This is a genomic window from Luteimonas viscosa, assembly GCF_008244685.1.
Classification (GTDB): domain Bacteria; phylum Pseudomonadota; class Gammaproteobacteria; order Xanthomonadales; family Xanthomonadaceae; genus Luteimonas; species Luteimonas viscosa.
Genome location: NZ_VTFT01000002.1, coordinates 101,498 through 115,443 on the forward strand (window position 1 = coordinate 101,498; position 13,946 = coordinate 115,443).

The 13,946-nt window shown below is 70.1% G+C and carries 12 protein-coding genes; 1 reads left to right on the top strand and 11 read right to left on the bottom strand.

What is annotated here, in order from left to right; translation table 11 throughout:
- Window positions 1-170 precede the first annotated feature (170 nt).
- A complete protein-coding gene (locus FZO89_RS15175) occupies window positions 171-1,295 on the top strand; it encodes a glycosyltransferase family 2 protein (protein WP_149104284.1) in 1,125 nt (374 codons plus the stop codon).
- A gap of 33 nt (window positions 1,296-1,328) precedes the next feature.
- Here the strand turns inward: FZO89_RS15175 and FZO89_RS15180 are convergent, their stop codons facing one another.
- Genes FZO89_RS15180 through FZO89_RS15230 form a run of 11 tightly spaced genes read right to left on the bottom strand, consistent with a single transcriptional unit; the run spans window position 1,329 to window position 13,777 of the window.
- Complete coding sequence (locus FZO89_RS15180; RefSeq protein WP_187471212.1) at window positions 1,329-2,330, bottom strand: glycosyltransferase family 2 protein; 1,002 nt, start codon at window positions 2,328-2,330, stop codon at window positions 1,329-1,331.
- 26 nt (window positions 2,331-2,356) lie between these two features.
- Window positions 2,357-3,136, bottom strand: coding sequence for a polysaccharide deacetylase family protein (locus tag FZO89_RS15185; protein WP_149104286.1), 780 nt, complete (start codon window positions 3,134-3,136; stop codon window positions 2,357-2,359).
- Window positions 3,137-3,189: 53 nt separating this feature from the next.
- Entirely contained in the window at window positions 3,190-4,392 is a 1,203-nt protein-coding gene (locus FZO89_RS15190; protein WP_262378733.1) for a hypothetical protein, read from the bottom strand.
- Window positions 4,389-5,597 carry a glycosyltransferase family 4 protein gene (locus tag FZO89_RS15195; RefSeq protein WP_149104287.1) on the bottom strand — a complete coding sequence of 403 codons (1,209 nt, stop codon included), beginning with the start codon at window positions 5,595-5,597 and terminating at the stop codon, window positions 4,389-4,391. The genes FZO89_RS15190 and FZO89_RS15195 overlap by 4 nt, the downstream gene beginning before the upstream one ends.
- Complete coding sequence (locus tag FZO89_RS15200) at window positions 5,594-6,247, bottom strand: polysaccharide deacetylase family protein (protein WP_222928160.1); 654 nt, start codon at window positions 6,245-6,247, stop codon at window positions 5,594-5,596. Before FZO89_RS15200 ends, FZO89_RS15195 begins: the two co-directional genes overlap by 4 nt.
- On the bottom strand, window positions 6,244-7,401 hold the full coding sequence (locus FZO89_RS15205; protein ID WP_149104288.1) for a glycosyltransferase family 4 protein: 1,158 nt from the start codon (window positions 7,399-7,401) through the stop codon (window positions 6,244-6,246). Before FZO89_RS15205 ends, FZO89_RS15200 begins: the two co-directional genes overlap by 4 nt.
- Entirely contained in the window at window positions 7,398-8,507 is a 1,110-nt protein-coding gene (locus tag FZO89_RS15210; RefSeq protein WP_149104289.1) for a glycosyltransferase, read from the bottom strand. Before FZO89_RS15210 ends, FZO89_RS15205 begins: the two co-directional genes overlap by 4 nt.
- Window positions 8,504-9,859, bottom strand: coding sequence for a phenylacetate--CoA ligase family protein (locus FZO89_RS15215; RefSeq protein ID WP_149104290.1), 1,356 nt, complete (start codon window positions 9,857-9,859; stop codon window positions 8,504-8,506). Before FZO89_RS15215 ends, FZO89_RS15210 begins: the two co-directional genes overlap by 4 nt.
- Window positions 9,856-11,406 (bottom strand): oligosaccharide flippase family protein, encoded by a 1,551-nt coding sequence (locus FZO89_RS15220; RefSeq protein WP_149104291.1) that lies wholly within the window; start codon window positions 11,404-11,406, stop codon window positions 9,856-9,858. Before FZO89_RS15220 ends, FZO89_RS15215 begins: the two co-directional genes overlap by 4 nt.
- Window positions 11,403-12,677 (bottom strand): O-antigen ligase family protein, encoded by a 1,275-nt coding sequence (locus tag FZO89_RS15225; RefSeq protein WP_262378734.1) that lies wholly within the window; start codon window positions 12,675-12,677, stop codon window positions 11,403-11,405. Before FZO89_RS15225 ends, FZO89_RS15220 begins: the two co-directional genes overlap by 4 nt.
- Complete coding sequence (locus FZO89_RS15230; protein WP_262378735.1) at window positions 12,677-13,777, bottom strand: polysaccharide deacetylase family protein; 1,101 nt, start codon at window positions 13,775-13,777, stop codon at window positions 12,677-12,679. The genes FZO89_RS15225 and FZO89_RS15230 overlap by 1 nt, the downstream gene beginning before the upstream one ends.
- Window positions 13,778-13,946: the final 169 nt, after the last annotated feature.

The window sequence follows — 13,946 nt, forward strand, 5'->3', positions numbered from 1 at the left end:
GACGAGCCACGGGCAAGGTCCGGATTCCGTGGCGTTACGCGTTCTGCAACAGGGGACGAAGCAGCTTCGAACCTGCACACGGCGGTCGCCCGCCAGTCGACCCGCGCGGGTTGCACGCCTTCGATGGAGGCGGCCACGTTTCCAGCCACAACGGATGTTGTCCGGACCCTATGCTCGCCATCGCCGTGTTCTGGACCTCCGCGCTGCTGCTTGCCTACACCTATGTGGGCTATCCGCCGCTGGTGATCGCCGTGTCCCGGATCAGGCCGCGGCCGATCCGGCGCGGGGATTCGCGTCCGCCGGTGACCGTGGTGATGACGGTGCACAACGGCGCCGCCGACCTGGCTGCCAAACTCGACAACCTGTCGGCACTCGACTACCCGTCCGGACGCGTGGACATCATCGTGGCCTGCGACGGCTGCAGCGATGCCTCGGCAGCGATCGCCCGCGGCCACACGGCAAGCCCGGTGACGGTTCTGGAGTTCGGCGAGCGGCGCGGCAAGGCGGCGTGCCTCAACGACGCGGTCGCCGTGGCGACCGGCGAGCTGCTGCTGATGGTGGACGTGCGGCAGCGCCTGGAACCGGACGCGCTGCGGCGGCTGGCGGCCTGCCTCGACGATCCGGCGGTGGGCGTCGCCGCCGGAGAGTTGCGCTTCGAAGATCCGGAGACCGGGTTCGCGGCCAGCGTCGACGCGTACTGGAGATACGAGAAGGCGATCCGTCTGGCCGAAAGCGCGAGCGGCTCGGCGATCGGCGTGAGCGGTGCGCTCTATGCGGTGCGGCGGGCGCTGTTCCCGACGCTGCCGGCGGGCACGGTGCTGGACGATGTCTACGTGCCGATGCACGTCCTGCGCGCCGGCCATCGCGTGGTGCTGGAAGAAGGCGCCGTGGCATGGGACCGCCCATCGCACAGCAGCACCCAGGAGCGCAGCCGCAAGCTGCGCACGCTCGCCGGCAACTTCCAGCTGGTGGCGCTGGCGCCGTGGCTGCTCGTGCCCGGCGTAAACCCTGCGTGGCTGCGCTTCGTCAGCCACAAGCTGCTACGGCTGCTGTCGCCGTGGCTGTTGCTGGCGTTCGCGGTGGCCAGCGTGGCACTGGCCCGGTCGCACGCCATCTACATGCTCGCCAGCATCGCCCTGGGGGCGTTCGTGGTATTGCTGCTGATGGCCCGGCTGGTGCCGCCGATGGGTCGGCTGTTGCCGGTCAGGCTCGCCGGCGCGTTCGCGCACATGAACCTGTATGCCGCGCAGGCGCTTTTCGCCTGGGTCGGGAACCGCAGACTGCATCTCTGGTGAGCCGCGCCCATGGCGCGGCCTGGGCGGTGCGGCTCAACCGAGTTCGTGGCTGCGTTGCTGCGGGACTCCGGCGGCGAGCAGGGGACGCGAGGCCGCAACCGGATCCGGCAGTGGATCCCAGTCCCTGCAGAACAGCTTCTTCGCGACCTGGGTGGCGCGGTTGGCGATTCCGATCGGCGCGCCCAGCCAGCGCGACACCAGGAACGCCTTGCGGCGCACCACCCAGTTGTACATCGACTGCTCGGAATAGAAGTTGTAGCCCCAGCGGCGCTGGAACAGGCGCGAGGACGGGCGGGTGAGCTTCGGCCCCCAGCGGTAGAAGAAGAACCGCATGTCAGGCAGCGCCATGCGCGTGCCGAGGTTGTCGAAATGGATCACCGACTTCGGCTCGACCACCATGGTCCGGCCCATCGCCGCGACCTGCAGCGAGATGTCCAGGTGCTCGCGGATCACCATCGACGGCAGTTCGATGCGCCTGAACACGTCGCCGTCGAACAGCACGCAGTGCAGCTCGAAGGTTCCGGTCGCGGCGCGCTCCTTGGGAAGGTCGGGCACTTCGGTACGACGGAAATGCTTGTGCTCGATCAGGTATGGCGCGCCGTCGACGTCGACCACGCGCAGCTCGCCGCTGTAGAGGTGGTTGCGCAGCGGCGCGCCGCGGTCCACGCCCTCGCGTTCCAGGATCAGCGGCGTGACCACCGCGTGGCCGTCCGCCATGGCTTCGAGCAGCGGCGGCAGCCAGCCTTCGGTCACGCGCGAGTCGTTGTCGAGCAGGACCACGGCTGCGGTGTCGACCAGCGGCTGCGCCTCGCGCAGCGCGTCCATCGGCGTACGCAGGCCGAGATCGAAGAAGCGGACTTCCGGGCGGCCCTGCAACTGCCTGCGCACGGGTTCGATGACCGATGCCGGGTAGTCGAGGTCCATGATCCAGAGCCGGAACGGCTGCGGCGTATGCCGGTACACCGCATCGACGCACTCGCCGAGCCCGGTATAGCGGTCGCGTGGGGTGATGATGATGGTGACTGCCTGGTCCATCGCCTGTTTCCTGTCTCCGGTTCGCGCTAGGTTCCGCCGAAGCTGCGCCGCCTCAGCCACCGGTACGCCGGGCCGGCCCAGCGCTTGGCCGGCTTCTTGACGTTCCACAGCAGCCATTGCCGCTGCCGTGCGGTGCCGGTGCCCCGGGCGAAGGCCACGACCGTCTCCGCATCCATGCCGCGCTGCAGCGCGTAGCGGCCGATCAGCAGCGCCTGGCCCCGGACGACCACGTTCGTGGTGGGTTCCGACGTGAACAGATAACGGATTCCGCAGGCGATGGCGGCCGCGGCGACCTCGTGCGAGTAGAAGCCGCCGGGAATCGAGGCCACGTCGACCGGTGCGCCGAGCGCGTCGGCCAGGCGTTCGACGCTGTCGCGCCATTCCGTCCTGATCGCCGCCGCGGGCAGGCGCGAGATGTCGGCCGGATGGGTGTGGGAATGGCTGCCGACGACGTGCCCGGCGGCGGCGAGCGCGCGCAGGTCGGATTCGGTGACGAAACCCGGGGTGCCGATCCGGGCGCCGGTGATGAGGAAATGCCCGACCATGCCGTGCGCGTCGAGGCTGCGTGCCGCCGGCAGGGTGCTGGCGCCGCCGTCGTCGAAGGTCAGCAGGCAGCCTCCGGGCGCGAACGCGTCCGGGGCATCCACGCGCGGGAACCGCAGTCCGGTGGCGGCCAGGCGCGCGAGCTGGGCTTCGTACTCGCGCCAGTGGAGCTTGTAGGAGGCGGCGGAGGGTCCAGGGAACCCGCTCTCGTCGTCGGCGCCGGGCGCGACCACGTCGTGGTACATCAGGCTGGCGATCTTCAAGGGCGCGCCTCCTGCCCGCGGTGGTGGATGCCCGGTGCCGGCGTACCCGCTGCTCACGACGCCGCGCGCGCGGTACCCGGCGCGCTGCGGTTGGGCGGCGGCGGCAGGATGAAGTCGCGGTAGTGGTTCGGGTCGCCGCCGTGGCCGGCCTCCGCCGCCTTGACGATGTTGAAGACCTCGCGCGCGTTGACGTAGTGCAGCACGTGGCGCTCGCCGTCGTTGTAGTGCTGCTCGAGGTGGCTGAACATCGCGTCCACCGCCGGGCCGAGCACGACCTCGGCTTCCTTCTCCGGCGCGCCGTGGGTGTGGATCTTGATGAAGATCCACTCCGGCCGGCCTTCGACGTGGATGCCGGTTTCCACCCAGCCGTCGACCCGTGCGGGCGTCGGCGGGTAGTTGGCGCGGATGTCGGCGTTCTCCACCCGCGGCACGAAGCCGTGCCGGCGGTCGCGCCAGTTCAGCCCGACGGGGCCCTGCACCAGCAGCAGGTCGCCGCTCGGCGTGCCGCCGGCACGGACCCGGACGCCGCGATCGTGCGATTTCGGGCGGAGGGGATCGTCGGTGGCGTAGTAGATCGAGTTGATCGTGCTGGTCTGGGTGTCGCTCGGGGCCGACGGCATGGTGAAGTCGGCGTAGCAGCCGAGTTCGCGCAGCAGGATCAGTTCGTTGTCCAGCCCGCACCAGCGTCGGTCGGGGCGCGAATTGTCCAGGCACCAGTTGCCGTGGATGAAGCCGAACATGATCTCGCCGGTGTCGGGATGCCGGGGCAGGGCGCCGTGCCGTTCGTGCAGCAGTTGCTTGAAGCGGGTGATCGATTCGCGGAAGTTGGCTTCGGTGTCGTTGTCGTGGTGCAGGTGCACCTCCAGCTCGCCGTAGCCATCGCGGCACAGCGCTTCGAGCTTGGCCAGGTGCTCCTTGAGGTATTCCTCCTCGGGATAGAAGAAGCCGTGCTGCGGCCGGCGGCCGTCGGCGTCGCGGTGGCGGTCGGCGAGCGCGCGGTACTCGCGGCACCAGCGGTCGACGCGGGCGCGCTGCACCTCGAGGTCGGGGCGGCCGTGCATCGGTTCGTAGTGGTCGACGAAGCAGAACATCACATGGGTCGGGCCAGCGTGCTGTGGGCGCGGCCTGCGACGCACGTAGTCCGGCAGCCAGAGCTGCATGTTGCGTGCGCGGATGAAGCGCGCCACGACCAGCGCGATGGCGGCGGCGATCGCGGCGAGGATGGCGACGAGCCACCAGAGGGCGGAGGTGTTCATGCCCGACTCTCCCGTGGCAGCAGCGACAGCAGCTGTTCGGCGTTGTTGCGCCAGCGCCGTTCGCGTTCGATGTAGGCGCGCGCGGCGGCACCGACGCGCTGGCGCTCCTCCGCGCGATCGCACAAAGCGATCACCTGGTCGACGCAGGCTTCCAGGTCCTTGCGCGGGAACAGCCAGCCGGTGGCGCCCGATTCGATCACCTCGGCCACGGGCTCGTAGTCGGGGGCGACCACCGCCACGCCCATGGCCATCAGCTCGAACAGCTTCATCGGCGAACCGTACTCGTTGGAGTCGGGCAGGAACGCATAGTCCATGCAGGCCACCCACTCGGGGATCTGGTGGTGGGGCACGCGCCCGGGCAGGCGGATGCGGTCCTCGAGCCCGCGGGCCTGGACTTCGCGCCGCACCGCCGGCAGGTCGGCGCCGTCGCCGACCACCAGCAGGGTCAGCGCGGGCGCCTCCTGCAGCCGGTCGATGATCGTCTCGACGAAGCCGGGCACGCCGTGCCAGCGGGCGAACACGCCCATGTGCCCGCAGACCACGCGTCCCTCCAGCCCATGCCGCCGGCGCAGCGCGTCGCGGTCGTAGCGCTGCGGATCGAAGCGGGCATCGACCGCGTTGGGCGATACCACCGACGGCGGCAACTGGCCGTAGTGGCTCGCCAGCAGCTCGCGGAAATAGGTGGAGATGAACACGATGCCGGTCGCCTGGGTCAGGCACCAGGCCTCGATCCGGCGTGCCAGCGGCTTCAGCCACAGCGGCCGCAGGCGCTGTACCACCGCCGAGTCGTTGATCTCGAGGATGATCGGAATGCCGCGGCGGCGCGCCAGCCAGACCGTCATGAACAGGAACAGCGAGTAGCGTTCGTAGATGAAGTCGGGACGGTTGCGCGCGATCTCCGCGCGGATCCGCCACCAGGTGACGAGGTTGTAGCCGATCTCGGCGAACTCGAACAGCACGCCCGGCAGGCGGCTGACGAGGGTCGCCAGCCGGCCCTTTTCGTCGCCCGCTGGTGCCGCGGGCGCGGTCGATTCCGTCGTCGTTGCCGGACCGGATGCCATCGCAGGCTCGGCTTCGGGATCCGCGCCGGGGAACGAGATCACGCGGACCTCGCAGCCGAGTTCGCGCAATGCGTTGGCCACGCCGCGGATGTGGACCCCTTCGACCCGCCGGCCCTGGGTGCGATGGTGGTAGAGGACCTTCATCCGCGCCCTGCCGGCATGGCACGAAGCTCGAAGCCCTCGTCGCGCCACTGCGGAAGCAGTTCCGCCAGCAGTTGCACTGTCGCCCCGGTGTCGTCGTGCATCAGCACCGTGTCGCCGTCGCGCGGCGGATCGGCCCGCATCTGCGCGAACAGCGTCGGCGCGGGCAACTGCTGGTAGTCGTGGCTGTCGTAGGACCAGAAGGCGACGGTGCGGCCGATGCGCGCGAAATGCAGCAGCAGGTTCGCTGGCAGCACACCGCAAGGCGGGCGGAACGGATGGGTGCGGTTGCCGTCGTAGCGCGACAGGGCTTCGTCGGTGCGCTCGATCTCGACGAGCTGCTGCGGCAGCGGCAGGTCGCGCATCCGCGGATGGCTCCACGAGTGGTTGCCGAGCGCGTGGCCGTCGGCGACGATCCGGCGCACCAGCTCCGGATACCGGTCGATGCGCTCACCGATCAGGAAGAAGGTGGCCGTCGCGCCGTGCGTGCGCAGCAGGTCGAGCACGGGCGGCGTGAACTCGGGGTGCGGGCCGTCGTCGAAGGTCAGGAACAGGGTCTTGCGCTTCGCGCGCACGCGCGTGGTCACCAGGCGCGACGGCAGCAGGCCGAGCGCGCGGGTCTTGCGGGAACGGGGCTGGATGGTTCGATTCATGCGTTCGTTGGCCGGGCGGCGTCGACCAGGATGCGATCGAGGCGGCGCACATTATCGTCCCAGCGGAAACCTGCGGCGTGTTCGAGGATCGCCTCGCGCGACCAGTCGCGTCCGAGCGCCTCGCCGAGCGCCTGCCCGAGCGCCGCGCGATCGTGCGCCGGCACCAGGATGCCGGCTTGTCCGGGCAGGACCTCGGGGATGCCGCCGACCGCGGTCGCGACCACCGGCAGGCCGCAGGCCATCGCCTCGAGCACGACGTTGGGCACGCCCTCGTTATGGCTGGGCAGGCTGAGCAGGTTCGCGGCCTGCATCCACAGGGCCAGTTGTTCATGCGGTCGTGCGCCGGCGAGCATTACCCGGTCGGCGATCCCGAGTTGCTGCGCACGACGCGACAGGGTCGCTGCCGCCGCGCCTGCGCCGACGAAGGCCAGGCATGCGTCCGGCTGGCGCGCGAGCACGGCCGGGAAGGCCTCGAGCAGATCGAGGCAGCCCTTGCTTTGCTTCAGGTTGCCCACGTACAGCACCAGCGGTGCATCCGGCGACAGGGCCAGCGCCTGCCGCGCGGCTGTGCGGTCGCCGGGCCGGAACCGCTCGCCGTCCACGCCGTTGTAGAGCAGGTGCACGCGTCCCGGCTCGACGCCCAGCGCGCGCGCCTTGCCGGCAAGCGCGTCGCTGACCGCGACCACGGCGCGGGCGCCGCGCAGCGCCGCGGCGATCTGCGGGCGGTGCGACGGCTGGTCGGCCTGGACGTTGAGGTCGCTGCCGTGGACCTTGACCACGTAGGGAAGGCCCAGGCGCCTGGCCAGCCGCGCGGTGCCGACTGCGTCCGGGTACGCCCAGCTGGCCAGCAGCAGGTCGTAGCGGCCGTCGCGCAGCATCGACCGCCGTTGCGACACCAGCGAGGCGTACCACGCCAACCCGTGCAGTCCGCGGCCGATGCGCGGCGGATACCAGAACGTGAAGTCCGACGCGCGCGCGTGCCGGAGCGCCGGCGCCTCGCCGCGCGGACCGCGGAGGCGGTCGCGGAAGTCGACCGCGACCATCACGTCCAGTTCGTGGAACTCCGCCAGCCTGTCGAACTGCTGCCGGTTGAAGCTGGCGCGAAGCGGATCCCAGGCGGTCGGGAACAGGTTGGTGAGCGCGAGGATCCTCATGTCCGTCCGTGCGCGTACACGTCGAGGTAGCGCGAGGCCATGACCTCGAAGGTCGAGTTCGCCAGCAGCCATGCGCGGCCGGCGTGGCCCATGTCGGCCGCGCGCTGCGGATCGTCGAGCAGGCTGACCATCGCGGCGGCGAGGGCTTCCGGGTCGCGCGGCGGCACGACGAGGCCGTTGACGCCGTCGGCGACGATCTCGGCATTGCCGCCGACCCGGGTGGCCACGATCGGCAGCGCGCAGGCGCAGGCTTCCAGCAGCGCGATCGAATAGCCCTCCGAGATCGACGACATCGCGAACATCGAGAACGCCGGCAGCAACTGCGGGATGTCGTTGCGGTCGCCGAGCAGGAACACCCTGTCGCCGATGCCCGCCTGCGCGATCGCGGCTTCCACCGCCCCGCGCTCGCTGCCTTCGCCGGCCAGCACCAGCGCCACGTCCTTGCGCTGCGCGTGCACGCGGGCGAAGGCATCGACCATGGTGCCCAGGTCCTTGGCCCAGTTCAGCCGCCCGACGAAGCCCACCAGTTGCGTGTCCGGCGCGAGCCCGAGACTGGCGGCCAGCTGCGCGCGCAACTGCGGGTCGCGCTGGCGGAAGTCGCCGGCATGGATGCCATTGGGCAGCACGTGCAGTTTGTGCGCGGGGACCAGGCCGGTATCGGTCAGACGTCGTCCGGCCGCGGCGGAGACGGCAACGGCGGCATCCGTCCAGCGCATCGACTGCCGGAACAGCCACTCGCGCCGGCTGGCCGGGCTCGAGTCGCCCATGCCGTGCCGCGTGTTCACCACCCGGCGCAGGCCGAGCCCGAGCGCGGCCACCCTCGCGTAGTAGTGAGGTGTGCCGTTGTGGCTGTGCAGCACCTCGGTGCGTTGCGAGGTGAGCGCGCGGCGCAGGCGCAGGATCGCGCGCAGGTCGGCGCCGTCTCGCTTGCCGCAGGCGATCACGCGGATCCCGTGGGACAGGAGTTCCGGCGCCAGCGACCCTGCCTCGAACAGGCAGACGACCTGGCAGTCGTGACCCGCGGCCGCCTGCGCCCGGGCCAGGTCGATGACCACGCGCTCCAGACCCCCGCGATTGAGGTTCTCCACCACGTGGCTGATCCTCACGGCAGCCTCGACACGGTCACGCGCAGCTTGCCGCTCGCGGTGAGCGGGATGTCGTCGACCCGCTGCAGGTCGAGGCTGGCGTCGTCGCCCAGCACCTTCGAGATTTCGCGCCGCACATAGGCTTCCTGCTGCGCGCCGAACTCCGGTCCCGGCACCACCTTCAGGGTGAAGCGTTCGAGGCTCTCCTGCACCACCTGGAAGCGGCGCACGCCGGCCACGTCCTTGAGCATGTGCGGGAAGAACTCGCCGGGCAGCACGCGGCCATCGGGCGTGCGGATGGCGTCGAGGCGGCGTCCCTCGATGCGGCTCAGGCGCGGCAGCCCGCGCCGCCCGACGCTGTGCCACGGGGCCTTGCGGCTGGCGACGTCGCCGTTGACGTAACGGATGAAGGGCATGCCCCAGTTGTGCAGGTCGGTAATGGCGAGTTCCCCGGTCTCGTTGCCGTCGCCGGCTTGCGATGCCTCCGCCAGTTCCACCACCAGGTGGTCGGCGTTGATCAGCAGCCCGTCGCGATCCTCCGCTTCGCAGGCGATCAGCATGAATTCGCGGCAGCCGTAGGTGTTGTAGGCCCTGGCGCCCGGAAACGCGGCTTCGATGATCGGGCGCTGGAAATCATGCAGCGCCTCGGCGGCGCCCAGAACGGACACCACCCCGGGGATGCTGCGGCCCTGTTCGAGCAGCCACCTCGATAGACGGACAAGAGGGTCGACATAGGACACGATCACTTCCGGCCGGTATGCCGCGATGGCGTCGGCGTAGGCGGCCATGTTGTCGTCGCGCATCAGGAAACTGTTGAGCATGCGACGATGGAATGCGGCGTGGTACAGCCGCTCCTTCATCTGCGCCGCGCGTCCCGGTTCGCCGACCGCGCCGCCCCACAGGAACAGCGTGCGCCGTCCCATCCTGGCGCCGGTCCAGCCGTAGCCGCGCCACATCACCGCGGAGCGGCGCTCGTTGCTTTCGCGGGTGTAGCCGAAACGCAGCGGTTCGCCGGTGGACCCGCCGGTGGCCTTGTACAGCAGGCCCTCGCGCAGCGAGCGCGCCTTGAGATCCCCGGAATGCGCGCGGATGTCGGCCTTGGTCAGCACCGGCAGGCGTGCGTAATCCTGCATCGACTTCAGGTCGCCGGGTTCGAATCCCTCCGCTTCCCAGCGCGCGCGGTAGAACGGCACCTCGCGCCAGCAGTGCGCCACCAGCGCCTGCAGCTTGCGCCACTGGATCTGCGAGAGCTCCTCCGGCGACCGCCACTGGTTGGCGTCGTACTCGGCCAGGTGGCGCAGCATGCGGCGCCCCCGCAGCGATTCGTACGCCGGGTACAGGGCGCGCCGGAAGGCGTGTTCGTACAGGCTCATGGGGCGGCTTCCGCACGGCGCACCGCCCAGACGAGGATCCGGGCCAAGAACGCGGGACGCCCCTTGCCCAGGCGCGCATGCAACTGCTGGAAATGCTGCAGGTCGGCCGCGCTCCAGAAACCCAGCAGCACGGTCCCGGCGGCGTAGAGGGTCGCGAGCAGCATCCCGCCGATCGCCAGCGTCGGCACCGGCGGAAGATGGCCGCGGACCAGCCATGCGGCAGCCGCCGCGAGGGTCGCGGACAGCAGCACCCGCGCGATGCGGGACCACTCCATGCGCGCCCCGCTGTAGTGCAGCGCCAGGCCGATCACGAGCGATCCCGTCAGCACGCTGGTGGCGGCGTACGCAACGACCGCGCCGCCCAGCCCGTAGATGCGGATCAGCGCGACGTCCAGCCCCACCTTGACCAGCGAACAGGCCAGCACCGCGAACATCAATGCGCGCTGCCGGTCGGATCCGAGCAGGTAGCCCGATGCCGCCTGCGACAGCATGGGGATCGATCCGGCGGCGAGGCAGCACGCGAACACCAGTGCGGCGGGGGAGAACGCGGCGCCGTAGAGCAGGCCGATGATCTCCTGGGCGAAGACCATGCCGAACGCCACCAGCGGCGCCGCCAGGCCGGCCAGGTAGGTGGTGGACATCGCCAGCCGCCGGTTCGCCACCTCCCGGCCCTGGGCCAGTGCGTTCGCCATCATCGGCAACAGCAGCGCGCCGAACACGCCGGGCACCAGCAGCAGCGCACCGCTCGCGAGCTGGAAGGCGACCTTGAACTGGCCGGCCGAGGCGGAGGAGTCGAACAGGGTCAGGAACAGCACCTCGACCTCGCTCGCGGTGACGAAGCTGACCGCCACCGTCACCGCGACCAGCGCGGTGTAGCTGCGCAGGCGCCTGCGCGTGTCCTCGTCGAGCGGCTCGCGCATGGCCCGCGGTGGCAGCAGCGGCGCGATCTGGCGGCGCGAGATCCACCAGAACACGAAACTCGAGACGGTGAAACTGCCCAGGAACCACTCCATCGGGCCGTCGAACCACCACACCACGAGGATCAGCAGCAGGTTGAGCGGCGCGACGATGATGGCGATGGCCGCGGTGGCGCGGAAGTTCTCGTACCCCTTCGCGATACCGATGTTGAGCATGTACGACGCGCGCAGCGTGGTCGTCACCAGCAGGATCACCAGCAGCAGGCCGTGGTTGAACCCGGGCATGAGTCGCTGCCCCTGGAGCAGGAACAGCGCGGTGCCGCCCAGCAGCACGACCGCGAGGAAGCCCGCCTGCACGCGCCACGCCCATCCCAGCAGCGAACGGATCTGTGCCTCGCGGCCCGAGCCGCGCAGTTCGGCCACGAACTTGATGACCGCGCTGGCGACGCCGGCATTGGTGATCACCACGCCGGTCGCCACCAGCCAGATCACGAGGCTGTACGCGCCGAAGTCCGCCGGACCCAGGTGCCGGGCGATGATGATCGACGTCAGCATCCCGAGGAGGTACTCGGTGTAGATGCCGACCGACGAGAACAGGGTGTTGCGGATGACCGTGCCGCGCGTGCTCATGATGCCGCCATCACGAACAGCACCTTGACCACCAGCCACAGCGCGATCGCGCTGCCCAGCGACGCCACGCACCACTTGAACCAGTCGCGCTGCACGCTGAATGCCGGCAGGCCCGCCCAGCGCTCCTGGGCACCGCCATACCAGCCGGTGACCAGGCCGAGCAGGATGTAGAGCAGGATCACGTAGCTGCGGCTGAGGAAGAACGCGCAGGCGAAGAAGCCGACCATCGAGATCAGCAGGGTCATCGCCATGCGGCGCTCCTCCGCCCACGCGACCTGGTGTTCCGGATCCTCCATCTCCGCCGGCAGGCGCAGCACCATCACCGGCATGAGCACGCAGTAGCCGACCATCGCCAGCCAGACCGTGTAGCCGACGATGCCGGTCTCCGCGAGCACGAGCACGAACGAGTTGTGTGCGGTGAGGAAGGTGTGCTCGGTGAAGTTGCCGACGCCGACCCCGAACACCGGGTTGGCCAGGAACATCTGGATGCCGTCGTACCAGGTCTCGATCCGGCCGTAGGCGGACGACTCGCCGGCGTCGAGTTCCTGCATGCGCGTGGGCAGGGCCATCAGCACCGCCATGCCCGCCGCGCCGAGCGTGCCGGCCACCAGCAGCCCGCGCCGCAGCCACAGCCACACGCCCGCCATGGCCATCACCGCGAGGAAGGAGCCGCGTGAATCGGTGAGGTACACGCCGTAGAGCAGGGCGACCGCCACCGACCACCAGAACAGGCGGCGCAACCCCATCGCCCCGCCGCGCCCGCCCATCAGCAGGGTCATCGGGATCGCGATGATGAACAGCATCGCCAGGTCGTTGGGATCGCTGAAGATGCCCACGTACTGGATGCGCCCGTCCTGCACCGTCGGCATGCCGGTCCAGCCCTGGCCGAGCTTGACCTGCTCGATGCCGTGGATGGTCAGCACCAGCGCGCACAACGCGATGACCCACATCATCCGCAGCATGTTCTTCGGCGAGTGGCCGGCCTGCGCGATCAGCACCAGCGCGATCAGTGCGGGCAGGAAATGCATGAAGCGCGAGATCGCGCCGCCGGCCCAGCCGTTCACGACCATCGTGAACATGCCGATGACGATGAACACGACCAGCAGCAGGTAGGTCGGCTGCCGGAACGGCCGCCGTCCGGAGCCGAGCGCCCAGGCGCCAAGCGCGCCCAGCATCGCGATCGGCAGGATCGGGATGCCCAGGTCGACGAGGGCGGGGTATTCCTGGGGGCGGATCAGTACGAGCGCCAGCCAGACAAGCAGGAACAACATCACGATGGATACACCCTCAGTTTCGAGGCGTGCGAGAACAGTTCCGGCGCGGCGAGGATCCCCTGGAACCAGCCGTCGTCGACGTCCGCTTCCACCGCGACGCGCAGCAGGCGGTAGCGATTCGTTTCATCGGGCACGCTGACACCGTTGATGTAGCTGAATCCGATCCGGAACCCCTGCGCGTGGACGGCCTCGATCACCCGCGCGTCGTACGCGTCCGGCCCGCCGACCGGGTAGGACAGCGCGATGGCCGGCGCCCCGAGCTCGGCGGTCAGGCGTGCCTGGCACTCGGAGATCTCCGCCTGCAGCGCCCCGTCGGACAGTTTGGCCAGCATCCGGTGATGCACCCCGTGTCCACCGATCTCCATTCCGCCGTCGCGCATCTCGCGCAGCTGGTCCCAGGTCATCGGCCGGCAGTCGGCGTGCGCCGCAGCCGTGCGCGGGCGACCGCAGCGTGCCTGCAGGTCGTCGATCACGGCCTGCTGGCCGGTGTCGTCGAGGTACTTGAGCCGGTCGAGCACGACGCCGGTGAGGGCGTGCCGCGCATCGCGGTCCGCCGGCAGGGGAAGGTCGATCCCCAGGTCGGGCAGGCACAGGCGCCCGTCGTTCATGGTCACCACGAGGTGCGCCACCCAGTCGTACGCGTAGGGCATGCCGTTGTCGATGTGGCCGGTGGCCACGAAGAAGGTCGCCGGCACGCCGAGCTCGCGCAGGATCGGGAAGGCGACGGCGTAATTGTCGTCGTAGCCGTCGTCGAACGTGACCAGTACGGCATCGCGCGGCAGGGCCGGGCCGCCGTCGAGCGCCGCCACCACCTCGCGGCAGGAAACCGGGTGGTAGCACTCGCGGAGGTGCCGCATCTGGCCGCGGAAATCGGCCGGCGAGGCGCTGACCAGGGCGCGATCGAACGCGAACTCCCGCGCGACTTCGCGCACACGGTGGTAGGCGAGCACCCGCAGGTCGCGGCGGAACAGCCCGCGCACCGTCCGCAGCAGCGGCAGCATGCGCCAGGCGTACGCACGCTCGGCCAGGCGCTGGCGCCGGCTGACGGCGGCCGGTCGGGGCCCGTACGCTGCGACGATGGCGGGATCAAGCGGCATGGATCGGCGGGCGACCGCGCGTGTGCGCGGACGATGGTCCGCGCCCCGGACGGTGCGTCTGGTTCCCCCTGGTGGCAAATACGGCGGCGGACATGTCGCCGGACATCGCGCGTGCGATGGCTTCCCGACCGGCAGTGCGCGACCCCTGCCTGCAAGCATAGGCGTTCGC